The sequence below is a fragment of the Streptomyces sp. NPDC048565 genome (assembly GCF_040650935.1).
GTDB lineage: Bacteria > Actinomycetota > Actinomycetes > Streptomycetales > Streptomycetaceae > Streptomyces.
In genome coordinates this window covers 1-17,654 of sequence record NZ_JBEZIH010000032.1, presented here as the reverse complement: position 1 = coordinate 17,654, position 17,654 = coordinate 1, and the positions used below count along the sequence as shown (strand labels likewise).

The 17,654-nt window shown below is 70.3% G+C and carries 18 protein-coding genes and 1 pseudogene; 13 read left to right on the top strand and 6 right to left on the bottom strand.

Features of this window, described 5'->3' with window-relative positions; all coding sequences use genetic code 11:
- Positions 1–209: 209 nt before the first annotated feature.
- Both AB0C75_RS30860 and AB0C75_RS30855 read left to right on the top strand, forming a co-directional pair.
- Positions 210–872 carry a response regulator transcription factor gene (locus AB0C75_RS30860; RefSeq protein ID WP_362895042.1) on the top strand — a complete coding sequence of 221 codons (663 nt, stop codon included), beginning with the start codon at positions 210–212 and terminating at the stop codon, positions 870–872.
- Positions 869–2,347, top strand: a complete 1,479-nt coding sequence (locus AB0C75_RS30855) for a HAMP domain-containing sensor histidine kinase (protein ID WP_362895041.1) — start codon at positions 869–871, stop codon at positions 2,345–2,347. Before AB0C75_RS30860 ends, AB0C75_RS30855 begins: the two co-directional genes overlap by 4 nt.
- A 47-nt stretch (positions 2,348–2,394) precedes the next feature.
- Here AB0C75_RS30855 and AB0C75_RS30850 read toward each other — a convergent pair whose 3' ends face one another.
- From AB0C75_RS30850 to AB0C75_RS30835, 4 genes are all read right to left on the bottom strand, one after another.
- Positions 2,395–2,871, bottom strand: a complete 477-nt coding sequence (locus AB0C75_RS30850) for a MarR family transcriptional regulator (RefSeq protein ID WP_362895040.1) — start codon at positions 2,869–2,871, stop codon at positions 2,395–2,397.
- 129 nt (positions 2,872–3,000) lie between these two features.
- Positions 3,001–3,717 carry an AIM24 family protein gene (locus AB0C75_RS30845; protein WP_362895039.1) on the bottom strand — a complete coding sequence of 239 codons (717 nt, stop codon included), beginning with the start codon at positions 3,715–3,717 and terminating at the stop codon, positions 3,001–3,003.
- Positions 3,714–4,364: an AIM24 family protein gene (locus AB0C75_RS30840; RefSeq protein ID WP_362895038.1), complete on the bottom strand. Its 651-nt coding sequence runs from the start codon at positions 4,362–4,364 to the stop codon at positions 3,714–3,716. The genes AB0C75_RS30845 and AB0C75_RS30840 overlap by 4 nt, the downstream gene beginning before the upstream one ends.
- The gene (locus AB0C75_RS30835; protein ID WP_362895118.1) at positions 4,364–4,996 is read right to left on the bottom strand and encodes an AIM24 family protein; all 633 of its coding nucleotides are present in this window, start codon (positions 4,994–4,996) and stop codon (positions 4,364–4,366) included. The genes AB0C75_RS30840 and AB0C75_RS30835 overlap by 1 nt, the downstream gene beginning before the upstream one ends.
- A 151-nt stretch (positions 4,997–5,147) precedes the next feature.
- Here AB0C75_RS30835 and AB0C75_RS30830 point away from each other — a divergent pair, with 151 nt between their 5' ends.
- The 3 genes from AB0C75_RS30830 (at position 5,148) to AB0C75_RS30820 (ending at position 7,338) form a co-directional block, all read left to right on the top strand.
- Entirely contained in the window at positions 5,148–5,498 is a 351-nt protein-coding gene (locus AB0C75_RS30830; RefSeq protein ID WP_362895037.1) for a DUF3817 domain-containing protein, read from the top strand.
- Positions 5,495–5,788 carry an MTH1187 family thiamine-binding protein gene (locus AB0C75_RS30825; RefSeq protein WP_362895036.1) on the top strand — a complete coding sequence of 98 codons (294 nt, stop codon included), beginning with the start codon at positions 5,495–5,497 and terminating at the stop codon, positions 5,786–5,788. Before AB0C75_RS30830 ends, AB0C75_RS30825 begins: the two co-directional genes overlap by 4 nt.
- A gap of 155 nt (positions 5,789–5,943) precedes the next feature.
- Positions 5,944–7,338, top strand: coding sequence for a glycosyl transferase (locus AB0C75_RS30820; RefSeq protein ID WP_362895116.1), 1,395 nt, complete (start codon positions 5,944–5,946; stop codon positions 7,336–7,338).
- On the opposite strand, the gene AB0C75_RS30815 is transcribed toward AB0C75_RS30820, so the two are convergent.
- Positions 7,259–8,245, bottom strand: coding sequence for a DUF5937 family protein (locus AB0C75_RS30815; protein WP_362895035.1), 987 nt, complete (start codon positions 8,243–8,245; stop codon positions 7,259–7,261). The two genes, AB0C75_RS30820 and AB0C75_RS30815, sit on opposite strands and share 80 nt — an antisense overlap.
- Positions 8,246–8,318: 73 nt before the next feature.
- On the opposite strand from AB0C75_RS30815, the gene AB0C75_RS30810 reads away from it, so the two are divergent.
- The 4 genes from AB0C75_RS30810 to AB0C75_RS30795 all read left to right on the top strand — a co-directional run bounded on the left by AB0C75_RS30810 (position 8,319) and on the right by AB0C75_RS30795 (position 12,402).
- Entirely contained in the window at positions 8,319–9,677 is a 1,359-nt protein-coding gene (locus AB0C75_RS30810) for an MFS transporter (protein ID WP_362895034.1), read from the top strand.
- Positions 9,678–9,708: 31 nt separating this feature from the next.
- Positions 9,709–10,218, top strand: a complete 510-nt coding sequence (locus tag AB0C75_RS30805; RefSeq protein ID WP_362895033.1) for a MarR family transcriptional regulator — start codon at positions 9,709–9,711, stop codon at positions 10,216–10,218.
- A gap of 66 nt (positions 10,219–10,284) precedes the next feature.
- On the top strand, positions 10,285–10,617 hold the full coding sequence (locus AB0C75_RS30800; protein WP_362895032.1) for a DUF3817 domain-containing protein: 333 nt from the start codon (positions 10,285–10,287) through the stop codon (positions 10,615–10,617).
- Positions 10,618–10,701: 84 nt separating this feature from the next.
- A complete protein-coding gene (locus AB0C75_RS30795; protein WP_362895031.1) occupies positions 10,702–12,402 on the top strand; it encodes a methylmalonyl-CoA mutase family protein in 1,701 nt (566 codons plus the stop codon).
- Here the strand turns inward: AB0C75_RS30795 and AB0C75_RS30790 are convergent.
- Positions 12,378–13,040, bottom strand: a complete 663-nt coding sequence (locus tag AB0C75_RS30790; protein WP_362895030.1) for a TetR/AcrR family transcriptional regulator — start codon at positions 13,038–13,040, stop codon at positions 12,378–12,380. The genes AB0C75_RS30795 and AB0C75_RS30790 overlap by 25 nt on opposite strands.
- Positions 13,041–13,358: 318 nt before the next feature.
- Between AB0C75_RS30790 and AB0C75_RS30785 the strand changes: the two are divergent.
- The 4 genes and pseudogenes from AB0C75_RS30785 to AB0C75_RS30770 form a co-directional block, all read left to right on the top strand.
- Positions 13,359–14,333 (top strand): annotated as a pseudogene (locus AB0C75_RS30785) (tetratricopeptide repeat protein); the annotation flags it as partial.
- A 602-nt stretch (positions 14,334–14,935) separates the two neighbouring features.
- Positions 14,936–15,577 carry a DUF6230 family protein gene (locus AB0C75_RS30780; RefSeq protein ID WP_362895029.1) on the top strand — a complete coding sequence of 214 codons (642 nt, stop codon included), beginning with the start codon at positions 14,936–14,938 and terminating at the stop codon, positions 15,575–15,577.
- Between the two features lie 91 nt (positions 15,578–15,668).
- Entirely contained in the window at positions 15,669–16,235 is a 567-nt protein-coding gene (locus AB0C75_RS30775; protein WP_362895028.1) for a DUF6114 domain-containing protein, read from the top strand.
- Positions 16,225–17,529 carry a hypothetical protein gene (locus AB0C75_RS30770; RefSeq protein WP_362895114.1) on the top strand — a complete coding sequence of 435 codons (1,305 nt, stop codon included), beginning with the start codon at positions 16,225–16,227 and terminating at the stop codon, positions 17,527–17,529. Before AB0C75_RS30775 ends, AB0C75_RS30770 begins: the two co-directional genes overlap by 11 nt.
- The last annotated feature ends 125 nt before the right edge of the window (positions 17,530–17,654 follow it).

The following is a 17,654-nucleotide window of genomic DNA, read 5'->3' as shown; positions in this document are numbered from 1 at the left end:
TCACCGGACATGTGGGCGACTTCCGTAAACCAGTCCCACCTTCCAGCGAACCAGCGACCACCTGTTCGACCCCGGCGTTCTCCGGCTCCGCCGGACACCCCCTTCCGGACACCCCCTTCCGGGCGCGGAGCGCCCGGAAGGGGGTGTCCGGGGTTCCTCGCAAGATCACGCTGAAGTCGTCTTCAGGTTGTCTTTGGGAGGCTGTCCCCATGCGCCTGTTGATCGTGGAGGACGAGAAGCGTCTTGCGGTGTCCCTGGCCAGGGGACTCACCGCCGAGGGCTTCGCCGTGGATGTCGTGCACGATGGCCTCGAAGGGCTGTACCGGGCCCGCGAGGGCGTCCACGATCTCGTGGTCCTGGACATCATGCTGCCCGGCATGAACGGCTACCGGGTCTGTGCCGAGCTGCGTGCCGCCGGCCACGACGTGCCGATCCTGATGCTGACCGCCAAGGACGGGGAGTACGACGAGGCCGAGGGCCTCGACACCGGCGCCGACGACTATCTGACCAAGCCGTTCTCGTACGTCGTGCTCGTGGCCCGGGTGCGGGCGCTGCTGCGCCGCCGGGGCAGCAGCACCGCCTCTCCGGTGCTGACCGTGGGCACGCTGCGGGTGGAGACCGCCGCCCGCCGGGTTCACCGTGAGGACGACGAAGTCGCCCTCACGAACAAGGAGTTCGCCGTACTGGAGCAGCTCGCGCTGCGGGCCGGTGAGGTGGTCAGCAAGGCCGACATACTGGAGCACGTCTGGGACTTCGCCTACGACGGCGACCCGAACATCGTCGAGGTCTACATCAGCGCCCTGCGCCGCAAACTCGGCGCGGATTCCATCAGTACGGTGCGCGGTGCCGGCTACCGCCTGGAGTCGTCGTGAGGTCCGTACGGGCCCGGGCCGCCCTAGGCGCGGCCCTGGTGGTCACCGTGGCCCTGGTGGCCGCCGGGCTTGTCGTGCTCCAGGTGCTGCGCGACAACCTGACGGACCGGGCCGGTCTTGAGGCGGAGGTCGTGGCGCGCGAGGTGGCCGGGCAGGTCGCTCTGGATGTGCCGTACGAGGATCTCGACCTGAGCGACGAGGACGTCCACCCGGTCCAGGTGACCGACGAGGAAGAGCACGTGCTGTTCGTCTCGGAGGGTCTTGAGGCCGTTTCGGGGACCGCGACGTCGGACGTCACCCCGGGGCGCTCGGGATCGGGGTCGGTCGGGAGCCCCGATGACCACTCGGGCGACGGCGACGGCGACGGCGACGGCGACGACAGCGACGACGGCGACGACGGCGACGACACGGACCGCGGTGAAGTGTCGTCCGACGACCCCGACTTCAGCAACGGCAGCGCCACCGTCGAGGGCTACACGGCCGACTTCCGCTTCGCCGCCGTCGAGGCCGTCACACGGGCGGGCCTCCCGGTGATCGTCCATGCGGGCGCCCCGCTCGCCGCCGAACAGGAGGCCGTGGGCTCCGTACGCACCACCATGCTGACCGGGCTGCCCTTCCTGCTGTTCGTCGTCGCGGGGATCACCTGGCTGGTGACCCGGCGCGCGCTGCGCCCGGTCGAGGGCATCAGACGGGAGCTGGCCGCGATCACCGCGTCCGAGGATCTCGGGCGGCGTGTGCCGGAGCCGGACTCGCGGGACGAGATCGCGCGGCTGGCGCGCACGACCAACGAGACCCTCACCGTCCTGGAGGCCTCCGTCGACCGGCAGCGGCGTTTCGTCGCCGACGCCTCGCACGAGCTGCGCAGCCCCATCGCCTCCCTCCGCATCCAGCTGGAGGTGGGGGACGCCCACCCGGAGCTGCTGGACGTGCCCGGAGCGGTCGCCGACACCGTACGGCTGCAGGTGCTGGCCGCCGACCTGCTGCTGCTCGCCCGGCTCGACGCGGGGGAGCGGCCGGGGCGTACGGCGGTCGATCTGGGAGCGCTGGTCCGCGAGGAGGTGTCCCAGCGCGCGGCGGACCGGATCGGTCCTGAGGTGTCGGTTGCGGACACCGGGTCGCTCGACGTCACGGGCTCGCGCGGTCAGCTGGCCCGGGTCGTCGGCAATCTGCTGGACAACGCCCAGCGCCACGCGGAGTGTTCGGTCGCCGTCTCGGTGCGGGCGGACCGGGGCGACGTACTGGTGGAGGTCACCGACGACGGGGCGGGCGTGCCCGAGGCCGAACAGGAGCGGATCTTCGAGCGCTTCGTACGCCTCGACGACGCCCGCAGCCGGGACGACGGCGGGGCCGGGCTCGGCCTGGCCATCGCCCGTGATGTGGCCTCCCGGCACGGAGGCACACTCACGGTCGGCGAAGGGCCGGGCGGCGGGGCGCGGTTCACCCTGCGGCTGCCGGGGCGGCGGCCCGGGGCATGATCCGGACGAAGGGCCCTGGGCACGATCCGGACGAAGGGCCCTGGGCGCTACGGCTTGCCGCGCCGGCCGCGCAGATGCTCCGCGATCGGGGTGAGCGCCGCGTGCAGCTGGGTGAGCTCCTCGGGGGAGAGCAGATCCATGAAGTGCCTGCGCACCGACTCGACATGGTGCGGGGCGACCTTGCGCATCGTCTCGCCGCCCACATCGGTGAGGACCGCGAACAGTCCGCGCCGGTCCGACTCACAGTTCTCGCGGCGGACCAGGCCGGCGTTCTCCATGCGGGTGATCTGGTGCGAGAGCCGGCTCTTGGACTGCAGGGTGGCGGCGGCCAGATCGCTCATCCGCATGCGCTGGTCCTCCGACTCCGAGAGGTTGACCAGGATCTCGTAGTCGTTCATGGTCAGGCCGAACGGCTGAAGGTCCTTCTCCAGCTGATGCGTCAGCAGCCTGCTGACGTCCAGGTGGGTGCGCCAGGCGCACTGCTCCGCATCGGTCAGCCAGCGTGTGGCCGTCTCGGTCTCCATGTATGGATTCTACCTAAGATGTTGAAAGCCGGACGAATTCTGCTGATGTGACCCCGCGCACGCGCCTGCCGGACGTCACACTCCGCAGACTACCGTTCACGGCCCGGAGTGACGGCGCAGGTCCCCGGGCTAGCGGGACGGACGCTGTTGACCGCCGCCGGGCACACCCGCCTCGTGCGGGACCGCGCCCGTTGCCTGGTCGGGCAGCAGCGCCTCGGTCGACTGGAGCAGCACCGTCCCCGCCCCGACGAACTCGAACTGGTGCTCCTCCCCTGAGGTGCCGCCGATCCCGGTGAGCGAGCGCAGCCCGCCGAGCACGCCCGTCATATAGCCGTGGTCGTAGTGGTGGCACGGCGACGGGCAGTCGGCCCACCCCACCAGCGCCTGTGGGTCCACCCGCAGCGGCGGCTCCATGAAGACCACGGGGCCGTTGGACGCGGCGACGAACTTCCCCGTCCCGATCAGCGTCAGGAAGCCCGGCACGATCGACTGCTTCAGCGCCAGCGTCGGCTGGTAGGCCAGCAGATTGCCGGAGCGGATCGTCAGATTGCCGTCGTCCAGGTCGAAGGAGTTCACATCGAAGGCCCGGTCGGCCAGCAGCATCTTGCCGCTGCCCTCGGCCACCACCCAGTCGCTCGCGTGCAGCGGTGAGTGGAAGCTCGAACGGATCAGCCGCTCGAAGCGGCCGTGCCCGATGCCGTTGAACTCGATCTGCCCGTAGTAGGCGATCATCTTGCCCTTCTGCAGGAACCACTGGCTCCCCTTGAGCTCCACGCAGAAGGTGTACGAGTCGACGCTGTCGTCGGACGGCAGCGTCATCGGGTCGTGGATCACCGGTGTGCTCACAGCTTCTCCTCCGACGCCTGGACGTACACCGCTCCGTTGCCGCTGAGCTCCAGCTGGAACGCCTCACCTGAACCGCGGCCCACCATCTCGCGCCAGCCGAGCGCAGTGGAGAGCTTGTTGGTCACGTCCCCGTGGTGGGCGACGTAGGCCTGCGGGTCCACATGCACCGGCCGGCCCGGCGCGATCGGGAGCTCGATCACCCCGCCGTGCGCCATCACGGCGACCGCGCCGTGCCCCTTGAGCGTCGTCGTGAACAGCCCCTGCCCGGTCACCTGGCCGCGCACCATGCCCATCACACCGCCCTGCGAGCCCATGAACATCGTGCCCTGCTGAAGGGTCCCGTCGAAGGCGAGCAGCCGGTCGGCCTCCACGTAGAGGGTGTCGCCGGACAGATTGATCACCTGGATGTGATGGCCGCCGTGGCCGAACATCACCGTGCCGTTCCCCTCGACCGTCATCAGCGGGGTGGCCTCGTTCGTCACCCGCCGGCCGATCATCGACCCGAGGCCGCCCTGTCCGCCCTGGATGTTGGGGGTGAACGAGACATCACCGCGGTACGCGAGCATCGCGCCCCGCTGGCTGTACATCGTCCGGCCGGGCTCCACCACGGCCTCGACCATCCGAGAGTTGATCTCGCGGAACGGCATCAGACATCGCCCCCGATGGTGTTCCGCTCACTGGGCTGTACGTAGACCAGGCCGTCGCCCTCGAAGCGGATCTGGAAGGACTCGCCCGAGCTCTCACCCATGAACGTGCGGAAGTTCACCCCGGACTGGAAGTGCTGCTGGAGTCTGCCCTGGTGGGCGATGTAGGCGCCGGGGTCGACGTTCAGCGGGTACTGGGGCGACACGCGCAGCACCACGGCGGAGCCGTCCGACATGATCGCAGCCTGTCCGGTGCCCTCGACGGTCGTGGTGAACAGGCCGTTGCCGCTCGCCCCGCCACGGAGCCCGGTGAAGGTGGTGCCGGTGCGCAGCCCGGCGTCGGTGGCCAGCAGATTGCTCGCCTCGACGTACAGCTTGTCGCCGTGCAGCGAGACGAGGTTGATCTCGCTCGCCCGGTCGGCGAAATAGCAGGTGCCCTGCCCCTTCACCTCCATCATCACCATCCGCTCGCCGGCCAGCCGGCGGGTCACCATGCCGCGCAGACCCTCACCGCCGCCGGTCATCTTCTTGAACGTCATCCGGCCCTCGTACGCGACCATCGAGCCGTTCTTCGCCTTGACGGCATCACCCGTCAGGTCGACGGAGAGCATCTTGCTGCCTTGGAGTCGGAACATCGCCACGGTGCGACGTTAGCGGCAGTCGCGTCCCGCGCACAGGGCCCGGCGGCCCGACCCGCTGCCCGGTGGGCCCGGGAGCGATGCCACAATGGCAGTGCTTGTGCCTGCGTTCACAAGCCTTATGCCCCCTCCCACCGAAGGTGCCCTCGTGGACATCAAGACCGCTTCCGCCCTGCACCGGCTGCGCCTCATCTCGCTCCCCGAGGCGCTGTCCTTCCCGGCGCTGATCATCTTCGGCTCGGTGCTCAGCCGGGTCTCGGACATCGACTTCCTGATGATGCCGCTCGGCATGCTGCACGGCATCCTCTTCACGATCTACCTGGTGTTCCTGCTGGACGTGTGGTCCAAGGCCAAGTGGCCGTTCAAGCGCGTCGCGCTGTTCTTCCTCCTGGCGGTCCTGCCCTTCGGCGGTCTCTACGGCGAGAAGCTGCTCAAGAGGTACGAGAGCGACGGCGTCATCGCCGCCCGTGCCCGTGCTCAGGGGACGGTCAGCGCATGATCGTCGCCTTCTCCGTCAGCCCCCTGGGTGTCGGCGAGGACGTCGGTGAGTACGTCGCCGACGCCGTCCGTGTCGTCCGTGAGTCCGGGCTGCCCAACCGCACCGACGCGATGTTCACCTCCGTCGAGGGTGAGTGGGACGAGGTCATGGACGTCGTGAAGCGCGCCGTCGCCGCCGTGGAGGCCCGTGCGGGCCGCGTCTCCCTGGTGCTGAAGGCCGACATCAGGCCCGGTGTCACCGACGGTCTGACCTTCAAGGTCGAGACGGTGGAGCGACACCTGGCGGGCTGACCCGCCCACACTCACGAAGAGCCCCCGTACGCGGGGGCTCTTGCCGTTCGGGCGAAGAACGCCCTCGGTCGGACCTGCCGGGTCGACAGGTGGTCCCGTCTCCCCTTCTGTGGGGACATGCGGGAACACCGGCATATCCGACCATGGGAGGCGTGATGCCGTCGGAGGGTCACGACAGCCGCAGCCGTCTCGCGGGTCCGCTCGCGAAGCCGCCGGCGACGCGGTACCGGGTGCGGTTCCGCCGCCCCCGGCGCACCGAGAGGTACCGAATACGAGCGGTCCTCCTGATGGCACTCGCCCCCGCGGTCGCCGGACTGCTGCTGCTCCACGTGCTGTGGCCCAGCCACTGGGCCGTGCGCGGGGAAGGCCGGAGGTGGCTGGTGCTCGCCGACTCCCTGGCACTGGTCTCCGTCGGAGTGATCGAACTGTTCGTGCTCGTCGGGGTGGCCGCCGTCGCCCACGCCGTGTGCGTGGCCAGGGACCCGGTGCCGGTGACGCCCGAGCCCGGCACCGCGCTCGCCTTCCTGCTCACGTACGTGCCCGGCGCGGAACCCCTCACCACGGTGCGGGCCGCCCTGGAGGGTGCCGTACGGGTGCGGCACCCCGGACCGCTGGACGTCTGGCTGCTCGACGAGGGCGACGACCCGGAGGCCAGGATGCTCTGCGCCGAGCTGGGTGTGCACCACTTCACCCGCCTCGGGGTGCCCGAGTGGAACCGGGACCAGGGTCCGCACGAGGCCGGGACGAGGCACGGCAACCACAACGCCTGGCTCGCCAAGCACGGTGACGCCTACGACCTCGTCGCCCGCGTGGACACCGGCGGGATCCCGCGGCCGGGCTTTCTGGGCCGGACGACGGGCTACTTCCGCGACCCGGACATCGCCTTCGTCGTCGGCCCGCCGCTCCACGCGGGAGACGCACCCGCGGGCAAGGGGACGGCCCGCGGCCTTCTGCACGCGCTGGGCCAGCGGGCGGGCAACCGCTACGGTGCGCCCGTGCTGGCCGGCACCGCCCACGTCGTACGGGTCGCCGCCCTGCGCCAGGCCGGCGGTTTCCACGACTCCGTCACCGGCGACATCGCCACCGGCTTCGAGATCCACCGCCTGCGCAATCCCCTGACCGGAGAGCACTGGCGCTCCGTCCACACCCCGGACGCCCCCGCAGCCCGGACGGACGGGCTCGCCCGGCCGCCGCGCCGACCCCGGGGGACGTACGAGGCGCTGACGCGGCAGTACGCTACGGCGCTGTTCCGGGTGGAGCCAGGACGGGCCGCCGGCTACACACTGGCGCTGGTCCGCCGCCCCCTGGTGGCCGCGACCTGTCTGTTCGGCGTGCTCAGCTGTCTGCTGGCCTTCACCCAGGCCGACATGCGCGGCTGGGCGTACGCGGCCCTGGCGACCGCCCTCGCGCCTGCCGTGGTGCGCTCCTTCGCGCTGCTGCGCGGGCGCGGGGCGCGGGAGGCCCCTGCGCTCAGTGGTCCTGCGCGGCCAGCGCCATCCCGAGCGGGGTGCGCTCGTACAGCACCTGATGCCCGTACCGCCGCGAGGTGAGCAGGCCCGCCGCGCGCAGTGCCGACAGATGCGCGGACACGGAGGACGGGGCGAGCGAGAGCCGGTGCGCCAGGGCGCTCGTCCCTGCCGGTTCACCGAGGGCGCACAGCACATCGGCGCGGGCCCTGCCCAGCAGCCGGGCGAGCGCGTCCGGGGTCCGGTCACCGGACTCCGTCCACAGCCCGCCGATGCCGCGCGCGGGGTAGATCACGGCGGGCTGCCACGGAGGTTCGTAGCCCCCGACCACATCCGGCCAGACGAAGACACAGGGCATCAGGACCAGGCCCTGCCCGCCCAGGACCCGGCTGTGGTTCCCGCTGGTGCCGGCCACCGTCAGGGTCGAGTCCGCCCAGCGCAGCCGTGGGCTGATCTCGCCGAGCAGCCGCTCGAAGCCCACCTCGGCCAGGCGCCGCGAGTGGTAGGCGATGTCCGCCTCCAGCAGGGCGCGCAGCCGGGGCCAGTGCGGTGCGACCATCACCTCCCAGGCGCGCTCCAGCAGGTCGGCCAGTTCCTGGACCGCCCGGTCGGGCTCGGCCAGCATCCGCTGTCCCGCGGGGGAGCGGAGGCCGCCGGGGGTGTCGGCGAGCGCGAGCGCGATGTCGTCGCGGGCGGTCGCCGGATCCGTCGCGCGTACGACCTCGATCTCCTCGGCGAAGGTGGCGAGGGGACCGAGCGGCGGCGGACAGATGAAGTCCGGGTTGTGGCCGGGGTCCGGCATCAGCAGCCACAACGCGGTGAGGTCGAGTCCGGCGGCGCCCTCCCTGATCCGCCGTAGCCAGGGCAGGTGGTAGCCGTGCCGTGCGGGGCGGTGGAGCGTGCGTACGGCCTCCTGCGTCTCGAAGAGCGGGGAGAGCGCGAAGCGGCAGCGGAGCAGGTCGCTCTCGTCGAAGTGCAGATGGAAGGGCATGGGGGACGAGGCCAACTTTCGGGGTGAGCCGAAAGTCTACGGAGGGGCCCGCCTGTTCGGTCAAGCTGCGTCCATGCCGAGTGACACCACCGTCCCGGCGGGTACACCCCGCGAAGAGCCCGCCGCCGATGCGATGGCCACGATTCGGCGGATCCCGCCCCCGGAGCACGCCTCCTCGTCCGACCCGGGCTCAGCCCCGGGGGCGGGCCCCACGTCCGGCGGATACCGTGCGGTGTTCGCCGTACGGGAGTTCCGCGCGGTCTTCGCCGCGCATCTGCTCTCCCTGCTCGGGGTGACCGTCAGCGAGCTGGCCCTCACCCTGCTCGTCTACGACCTCACCGGCTCACCCCTGCTGTCCGCCCTCACCTTCGCGCTCGGCTTCCTCCCGTACATCGTCGGCGGCACACTCCTCGCCGGGGCTGCCGACCGCTACCCCGCCCGCCGTGTCCTCGTCACCTGCGACCTGATCTGCGCCGGCTGCGTCGCCGTGATGGTGTTCCCCGGCACCCCGGTCGGCTGGCTGCTGGCCCTGCGCTGTGCGGTGGCCGCGGTCGCCCCCGTCTTCACCGGGACACGGACGGCCGCCCTCACCGACATCCTCGGCGACGGCGACCTCTACGTACTCGGACGCTCGCTGCTGCGCCTGGTGTCCCAGAGCGCCATGCTCATCGGCTTCGGCGCGGGCGGGGTGCTGCTCACCGTGCTGTCCCCGCGCGGGGCGATCACGATCACCGTGGTGACGTTCCTCTGCTCGGCGACGCTGCTGCGCGTGGGCACCCTGGACCGCCCCGCCCGTGCGACGGGGGGCACCCGTGGCGCGCTGGTCCGGGAGTCGCTCGCCGGGACCAGGGCCGTACTCGGCGACCGCCGGATCCTGGGGCTGCTGCTGCTCTTCTGGGTGCCGGCCTTCTTCGTGGTCGCCCCCGAGGCGCTCGCGGCGCCGTACGCGGACGCGATCGGCGCCGGCCCCGCCGCGGTGGGGCTGCTGATGTGCGCGATGGCCGTCGGCCACATCGGCGCCGAGCTGTACGTCGGCACCGCGCTCGGCCCGCTCACCCGCTCCCGGATCGTGCTGCCGGTCGCCGCTCTCGGGCTGCTGCCCCTCCTGCTGTACGCGTTCCGCCCGGGGACGGCCCTGGCCGTCGGCGCCCTCCTGCTGGCCGGGGCGGGGGCGGCGTACGTCATCGGGCTCGACCAGTGGTTCGTCGAGGCGGTCCCCGAGCACCTGCGGGGGCGGGCCATGACCCTGCTCACCGCGGGACTGATGACGTTCCAGGGGATCGGTATGGCCCTCGCGGGGCTGGCCGCCGAGTTCGTTCCGGTGCACCAGGTCGTCGCGTACTCGGGAGTGCTCGGCACGGTCTGCACGCTTCTGCTCGTCGTGGAGGTGCATGGAACACGTGTCCGGTACCGAAGTGCGAGACGGTGCTGACCGTCATGTGACCAGTGGGTAAGGTCGTGCCGTGCCGAAGCCGCTCAGCCTCCCCTTCGATCCCATCGCCCGTGCCGAGGAACTCTGGCACCGGCGCTGGGGGCCGGTGCCCTCCATGGGCGCCATCACCTCGATCATGCGTGCGCAGCAGATCCTGCTCGCCGAGGTGGACGCGGTGGTGAAACCGTACGGGCTGACGTTCGCCCGCTACGAGGCGCTGGTCCTGCTGACCTTCTCGCAGGCCGGCGAGCTGCCGATGTCCAAGATCGGCGAGCGTCTGATGGTGCACCCCACCTCCGTGACGAACACCGTCGACCGGCTGGTGCGCTCGGGGCTCGTCGACAAGCGACCCAACCCCAACGACGGCCGCGGAACCCTCGCCTCCATCACGGACAAGGGCCGTGAGGTCGTCGAGGCGGCCAGCCAGGACCTGATGGCGATGGACTTCGGGCTCGGGGCGTACGACGCCGAGGAGTGCGCCGAGATCTTCGCGATGCTGCGCCCGCTGCGGGTGGCCGCCCAGGACTTCGACGACGCCTGAGGGCTGTCCCGTGGGGGGAGCGGGGCGCCGCAAGATCGCCCAGGTCGTCCGGTTACGCTCGATGCCATGAAACGCAGTGTGCTGACCCGCTACCGGGTGATGGCCTATGTCACCGCCGTGATGCTGTTGATCCTGTGTGTCTCCATGGTCTTCAAGTACGGCTTCGACACCGGTGAGGGTGTGACGCTCGTCGTCTCGCAGATCCACGGTGTCCTCTACATCATCTATCTGATCTTCGCCTTCGACCTCGGTTCCAAGGCGAAGTGGCCGGTCGGCAAGCTGCTCTGGGTGCTGATCTCCGGCACGATCCCGACCGCCGCGTTCTTCGTCGAGCGCAAGGTGGTCCAGGAGGTCGAGCCGCTGATCACCGACGGCTCCCCGCAGACCGTCAAGGCCTGATCCAGGCAGTACCCGACCGCCCCGCGTGAAGCGCAGGGCGGTTTGCCGTCGACATTTACTAGGACGTCCTAGTAAATTTGAAGCATGGATGCTCATGCGATCGAGGAAGGCCGCCGCCGCTGGCAGGCCCGTTACGACAAGGCCCGCAAGCGTGACGCGGACTTCACCACGCTCTCCGGTGACCCGGTGGAGCCCGTGTACGGGCCCCGGCCGGGCGACACGTACGAGGGCTTCGAACGGATCGGCTGGCCGGGCGAGTACCCCTTCACCCGGGGACTCCACCCCACCGGCTACCGGGGCCGCAGCTGGACCATCCGACAGTTCGCCGGCTTCGGCAACGCCCAGCAGACCAACGAGCGGTACAAGACCATCCTGGCCAACGGCGGGGGCGGGCTCAGCGTCGCCTTCGACATGCCGACCCTGATGGGCCGCGACTCCGACGACCCGCGCTCGCTCGGCGAGGTCGGCCACTGCGGCGTCGCCATCGACTCCGCCGCCGACATGGAGGTGCTGTTCCAGGACATCCCGCTGGGCGACGTCACCACCTCGATGACGATCAGCGGGCCCGCCGTCCCCGTCTTCTGCATGTACCTGGTCGCCGCCGAGCGCCAGGGCATCGATCCGGGTGTGCTCAACGGCACGCTCCAGACCGACATCTTCAAGGAGTACATCGCACAGAAGGAGTGGCTCTTCCAGCCAGAGCCCCATCTGCGCCTCATCGGCGACCTGATGGAGCACTGCGCGCGCGACATCCCCGCGTACAAGCCGCTGTCGGTCTCCGGCTACCACATCCGAGAGGCCGGGGCCACGGCCGCGCAGGAGCTCGCCTACACCCTCGCCGACGGCTTCGGATACGTGGAGCTCGGGCTCTCCCGAGGCATGGACGTCGACACCTTCGCCCCCGGGCTCTCCTTCTTCTTCGACGCGCACCTCGACTTCTTCGAGGAGATCGCCAAATTCCGTGCCGCCCGCCGGATCTGGGCGCGCTGGATGAAGGAGACGTACGGCGCGAAGACCGACAAGGCCCAGTGGCTCCGCTTCCACACCCAGACCGCCGGTGTCTCGCTCACCGCCCAGCAGCCGTACAACAACGTCGTACGCACCGCCGTGGAGGCGCTGTCCGCCGTACTCGGAGGCACCAACTCCCTGCACACCAACGCCCTGGACGAGACCCTCGCCCTGCCGTCCGAGCAGGCCGCCGAGATCGCGCTGCGCACCCAGCAGGTGCTCATGGAGGAGACCGGCGTCGCCAACGTCGCGGACCCGCTGGGCGGTTCGTGGTACGTCGAGCAGCTCACCGACCGCATCGAGGCCGACGCCGAGAAGATCTTCGAGCAGATCAGGGAGCGCGGCACCCGGGCGCACGCGGACGGCAGGCACCCCATCGGGCCCATGACCTCCGGCATCCTGCGCGGCATCGAGGACGGCTGGTTCACCGGTGAGACGGCTGAATCCGCCTTCCGCTACCAGCAGTCGCTGGAGAAGGGCGAGAAGCGGGTCGTCGGCGTCAACGTCCACCACGGGTCGGTCACCGGCGACCTGGAGATCCTGCGGGTCAGTCACGAGGTCGAGCGCGATCAGGTGCGTGAGCTCACCGGCCGTAAGACGGGCCGCGAGGACGCGAAGGTGCAGGGCGCGCTGGACGCGATGCTGGCCGCCGCGCGCGACGGCTCGAACATGATCGGGCCGATGCTGGAGGCCGTACGGGCGGAGGCGACGCTCGGCGAGATCTGCGGGGTGCTGCGCGACGAGTGGGGCGTCTACACGGAGCCGCCGGGCTTCTGAGGCTGCTCCTCCTGGGCGGAGGCCGCTCCCAGGCCCAGGAGCAGCAGCAGGGTGAAGCGCCTGGCCCAGTCGGTGTCGACGGGCTCGGCGCTCACCAGCGCGCGGTGCACCACCGCGCCGGCGATCACGTCGAAGACCAGGTCCGCGGTGCGGGCCGCCATCACCGCGTCAGGCTCGGCGGGCAGTTCGCCGCGCTCCTGCGCACGCTCGCGCCCCTGGAGCACGAGGCGCTTCTGGCGGGCCACGATGGAGTCGCGTATCCGGTCCCGCAGGGCCTCGTCCCGCGTCGACTCGGCGACCACGGCCATCAGCGCCGTCTTGGTCTCGGGGCGCTCCAGCAGGGCCGCGAACTGGAGGACCACGGCCTCCACATCGGCCGAGAGGCTGCCGAGGTCGGGCAGTTCGAGCTCGTCGAAGAGGACGGCGACCGCGTCCACCACCAGCTCGTTCTTGCCGGCCCAGCGGCGGTAGAGCGTCGTCTTGGCGACCCCCGCGCGCGTCGCCACATCGCCCATCGTCAGCTTCGACCAGCCGAGGTCGACCAGCGAGGCACGGGTCGCCTCTAGGATCGCGGCATCCGCTTCGGCACTGCGGGGACGTCCGGACCGGGAGGGTTCGGTGTGGCTGCGGCTCAGCATGCGGCGACCATACCGGCCGGTAAGTAGTGCTGACCGGCCCTGGAGCTCGTGAGACAGATCACCGCGCACTCTTGCATCGCAGGGGGTCCTGGCAGTTACGCTACGGGTCGTAGCGTAAGGAGCGACGGATCTTCCGTCGTCCACGCCACACTGATCGACAGCCACAGGCGCCGGGTGGGGATCCGGTGCCGATCTCGGGGTTTTTCAGGGCCCCTGGGCCGTTTCCGTCCACCCGCCGCGCACACCGGCGTGGCTGTGGGCGGAAGCGGTTCGCGGATCGCTTTCCGGAACAGTGCGCGCAGGGGGGAGGATGTACGTATGCAGCCTAGGAACATGTCCATGAGCGGCGTCGTCGACCTCGCCGCTGTGAAGGCGGCCGGCGACGCCAAGGCGAAGGCGGAGCAGGCCCGCGCGGAGTCCGCCCGACAGGGGGGAAGCGGTGCCGTGGCACCCGCCTCCCTGGTGATCGACGTCGATGAGGCCGGCTTCGAGGCCGAGGTCCTCCAGCGCTCCTCCGAAGTCCCCGTCGTGATCGACTTCTGGGCCGAGTGGTGCGAGCCGTGCAAGCAGCTCAGCCCGCTCCTCGAGCGCCTCGCCGCCGAGTACAACGGCCGTTTCGTCCTGGCCAAGGTCGATGTCGACGCCAACCAGATGCTGATGCAGCAGTTCGGGGTCCAGGGCATCCCCGCCGTCTTCGCCGTGGTGGCGGGACAGGCGCTTCCGCTCTTCCAGGGCGCGGCCCCCGAGAGCCAGATCCGCCAGACGCTGGACCAGCTGATCCAGGTCGGTGAGGAGCGGTTCGGCCTCACCGGGATCGTCGTCGACCCCGAGGCAGGGGCCGAAGGCGCGGAGAGCGCCCCCGCCGAGGTGCCCGCCGGGCCCTACGACGCGCAGCTCGAAGCCGCCGCCCAGGCGCTCGACGCCAACGACTTCGATGGTGCCGTCAAGGCGTACAAGCGCGTCCTGGCCGACGACCCGCTGAACACCGAGGCGAAGCTGGGCCTCGCCCAGGCCGAACTGCTGGGCCGTGTCTCCGGCCTGGACCCGCAGCAGGTCCGCAAGGACGCGGCGGAGAAGCCGGCCGATCCCGCGGCGCAGCTGGCGGCCGCGGACCTGGACCTCGTGGGCGGCCATGTGGAGGATGCCTTCGGCCGGCTCGTCGAGACCGTCCGCCGTAACTTCGGCGACGACCGCGACACCGTCCGGGTGCGGCTCCTGGAGCTCTTCGAGGTGATCGGCCCCGACGATCCACGGGTCGCCGCCGCCCGGACCGCCCTGGCGCGTGTGTTGTTCTTTTGTCACACCCCCCCGGGTGGCCCCCATCGGGCCCCACGGCCGTTTTCGCGGGCGAACGCCGGGAAACACCTCCGCTTTACCAAAACTTGATAAAAGTACGCGCTGTTACTCGCAGTAAATCGTCTACGGAGGTCTGTCCGGTTTCGGGCTGTAATCCCGCCGTTCGCACGTCCCGTCGAGGCCACCCTGTGTGGCCGCGCGGTGCCCGCCTGTCGCATCCTGGTTATCGTGTCGTTACTAGCCGGTAACGACCCCCCTTGTGTCACGGCCGCGAATGCACCACGATCGGCCACGCTCGGTCCAATACCCGCCAGCCCGACGGCCAGTCGGCGCAGGTGGGCTTCTTGGGTCCCCACCGGGTGGTCGGCGGCAGTGGCGCCGATCGCGGACAGGGGGGTTCCTGCCCTGGCAGGGCCTGTCCGAACCGGTCGCGCAGACGCGCGGCCAGTGGTTGTCGCTCGGGGGTGATCGCCGGTGATTCGGATGCGGTACGCGCCTCCGGTCAGGGCGCTCTCCTTCCCGAGGACGTAGCACTTCTCCCATCCCAGGACGGGCACCATGCCCGTACCGGAGATGTACGTCCGAGAAGGAGGAAATTTATGAGTTCGCAGGTTCGCGGTGGTACCAGATGGAAGCGTTTCGCTCTGGTCATGGTGCCGAGCGTCGTCGCGACCGCCGCAGTCGGCGTCGGCCTCGCGCAGGGTGCGCTCGCCGCGTCGTTCAGCGTCTCCGGCCAGAGCTTCAAGGTCAGCACCGACAAGCTCGTCGGTAAGGACTTCGTCCAGTACGGCAGCGTCGCTGTCGGCAAGGACCTCAAGGGCAAGGACGCGGCGCACCCGGTCGCCGTCTCCGGCTTCAGCAGCGCGACGATCACCAACATGTGCCAGTCGGTGGTCACGCCTGACCTTCCCTTCGGTCTCGGCAGCGTCAGCCTGGAGCTGAAGGCCGGTACCGACCCGAAGAAGCCCGTCGAGGCGACGAACCTGTACCTCGACGTCGCTCAGCTCGACGCGGACGCGTACTTCGAGAACATCGACATCGGCGTCGCCGCCGGTTCGATGGGGAAGCCCGGCATCCAGTCCGGTACCGAGAAGTCCGTCAACCCGAACGGCTTCTCGCAGCGTGCCGACACGGCCACGCTGTCCAACGTGGAGCAGACGGCGTGGGCCACCACGGCCGGCACCTTCAAGCTCAGCAACCTGAGCCTGAAGCTGCACAAGGGCGTCAAGGAGTGCTTCTAGTACTCGCCCGGGTGGCCGGAGCCTCGTGAGGCCTCCGGCTGCCCACCCCTTCTCTTCTCACAGCAGTACCGGTTCCAGGGAGCTGTTTTCCATGAGCCCCGAGTCCACAGGGCAGAACGAGCACTACCTCACCGTCTACCGGCGGGGATTCCGCACCTGGCGGGGTAACCGGCCGTTCTGGGCGGGACTGTTCACCATTTTGGGTGGTCTACCCATCGCGTACTTCCCGTACGCCAACATGCACCTCGGCAACATGACGATCGCGATGTCCACCACCGCGGGTGCGGGGTCGCTGATCATCGGGGTCCTGCTCATCACGCTGGGCCTGACGATGTGGTTCCACCACATCGTGCGGGTGTTCGCCGGTATCGCCGCGATCCTGCTCGCGCTCATCTCCATCCCCGTCGCCAACATAGGCGGCTTCATCGTCGGCTTCCTGTTCTCCCTCCTCGGTGGAGCACTCTCGGTCTCCTGGGCTCCGGCCGAGGCGACAGCGGCACCGGCCCCGGAGGGTGCTGAGGCCCAGCGGACGGCTGACGACGCCGCCGAGGTGCCTGAGCCCCGTCGGGAGTCCCAGGACACGGCTGAGGCCCCGCGAAGGCCTCTGCTGTTCAAGGCGGCGGTGGAGGCCGACGGTGGGAGGCATCGTGCCGGGTGACGACGGGCAGATGAACGACCTCGGCCCGGAGGACATTCCAGGGCGAGGCGGGCGCCGTCACGCGGCGCCCAGGAAGTCACTCCTGACGAAGCTGCACATGCCCGCGGGCAAGAAGGCGTTCGCGCTCGCCGCGATGCCGACGGCCGTCTTCGTGGGTATGGGGCTCACCCCCAAGCTGGCCATGGCCGACGACAACTCGGACATCCCCTTCGCGCCCGGGCCCTGTGTGACCCGCTCCGACGAGCCGTCCGAGTCGCAGGATCCGACCCCGAGCGCCACGGCGTCCGAGGACGGCAAGGCCGACAAGGGCGGCAAGGACGACAAGGGTGACAAGGGGAAGGACGACGGGGCTACGACCCCGAAGCCCTCCGCGAGTGCGAGTGCCTCCGACGCGGACAAGTCCACGGAGTCCTCCACGGAGTCCTCCCAGGAGTCCTCTGACGACAAGGCCGCCTCGTCGGCGACCCCCACGCCCACCGAGTCGAAGAACCCCCTCGACCCGCTGGGTGTCGGCGACGCGCTCAAGGACCTCCTGGGCGGCGGCAAGGACAAGGACAAGGAGACGGCCGAGCCGTCCCCCAGTGCCAGTGCCACCACCGAGTCCCCGAAGCCGTCGGAGAGCGCCACCACCAAGCCCGCGAAGAAGGCCACGGACGCGGTGAAGGGCACGGTCGACAAGACCACCGACGCCATCCGTGACGCCGCGGGGAAGGCGGGCGAGGACGTCGAGGAGCTCGACGACGACGTCAAGGGCCTCGACCCCGTGAAGGACGAGGACATCCCGGACGGCGCCAAGGAGCGCTTCCCCTGCCCGACCGCCGACCCCGAGGCGCTCGCCGCGGCCGACCTGGAGCAGGGCGTCCCGCTGCTCCCGGACGACCCGTGGACGCTGGAGACGTCGAAGCTCACGCTCACCGGGCTCGACTACGCGGGCATCGTCGAGGTGAAGACGTACAACGGCACGGTCAAGAAGGTGCTGAAGTTCACCGCCGACACCGTCGACATCAAGGACCTTCACCAGCTGACGAAGGGGCCGGCCGGCTCCACCGGCCACGTCAAGGCGGAGGAGGGCTCCACCTCCACGATCCGCAACGGCACGGTGACGATGTACACGGAAGAGCTGAAGGGCAACCTCTTCGGCCTCATCCCCGTCACCTTCAGCCCGGAGACCCCGCCGCCGCTGAATGTGCCCTTCGCCTTCTTCACCAACGCCACGGTGAAGCAGGCAGGCCAGTTCGGCGGCTCGCTCAAGGTCCCCGGACTGCAGAACTACTTCACCGGCGGCAACAGCTAGGAGCCGTCAGGGAGCCGCACAAGGACTGTGGCCCGGGGCCCCCCGGGGGGGGGGGGGGGGGGCGGCGGCGTGTGGGGGGGGGCGGGCGCGCGAGGGGGGGGTGGGCCCGGGGGGAAGCACAGGCA

Coding starts and splice junctions, on each gene's coding strand:
- AB0C75_RS30860 (WP_362895042.1), top strand. CDS start 210: ATGCGCCTGTTGATCGTGGAGGACGAGAAGCGTCTTGCGGTGTCCCTG.
- AB0C75_RS30850 (WP_362895040.1), bottom strand. CDS start 2,871: ATGGAGACCGAGACGGCCACACGCTGGCTGACCGATGCGGAGCAGTGC.
- AB0C75_RS30840 (WP_362895038.1), bottom strand. CDS start 4,364: ATGCCGTTCCGCGAGATCAACTCTCGGATGGTCGAGGCCGTGGTGGAG.
- AB0C75_RS30835 (WP_362895118.1), bottom strand. CDS start 4,996: ATGTTCCGACTCCAAGGCAGCAAGATGCTCTCCGTCGACCTGACGGGT.
- AB0C75_RS30825 (WP_362895036.1), top strand. CDS start 5,495: ATGATCGTCGCCTTCTCCGTCAGCCCCCTGGGTGTCGGCGAGGACGTC.
- AB0C75_RS30820 (WP_362895116.1), top strand. CDS start 5,944: ATGCCGTCGGAGGGTCACGACAGCCGCAGCCGTCTCGCGGGTCCGCTC.
- AB0C75_RS30815 (WP_362895035.1), bottom strand. CDS start 8,245: ATGCCCTTCCATCTGCACTTCGACGAGAGCGACCTGCTCCGCTGCCGC.
- AB0C75_RS30810 (WP_362895034.1), top strand. CDS start 8,319: ATGCCGAGTGACACCACCGTCCCGGCGGGTACACCCCGCGAAGAGCCC.
- AB0C75_RS30800 (WP_362895032.1), top strand. CDS start 10,285: ATGAAACGCAGTGTGCTGACCCGCTACCGGGTGATGGCCTATGTCACC.
- AB0C75_RS30795 (WP_362895031.1), top strand. CDS start 10,702: ATGGATGCTCATGCGATCGAGGAAGGCCGCCGCCGCTGGCAGGCCCGT.
- AB0C75_RS30790 (WP_362895030.1), bottom strand. CDS start 13,040: ATGCTGAGCCGCAGCCACACCGAACCCTCCCGGTCCGGACGTCCCCGC.
- AB0C75_RS30780 (WP_362895029.1), top strand. CDS start 14,936: ATGAGTTCGCAGGTTCGCGGTGGTACCAGATGGAAGCGTTTCGCTCTG.
- AB0C75_RS30775 (WP_362895028.1), top strand. CDS start 15,669: ATGAGCCCCGAGTCCACAGGGCAGAACGAGCACTACCTCACCGTCTAC.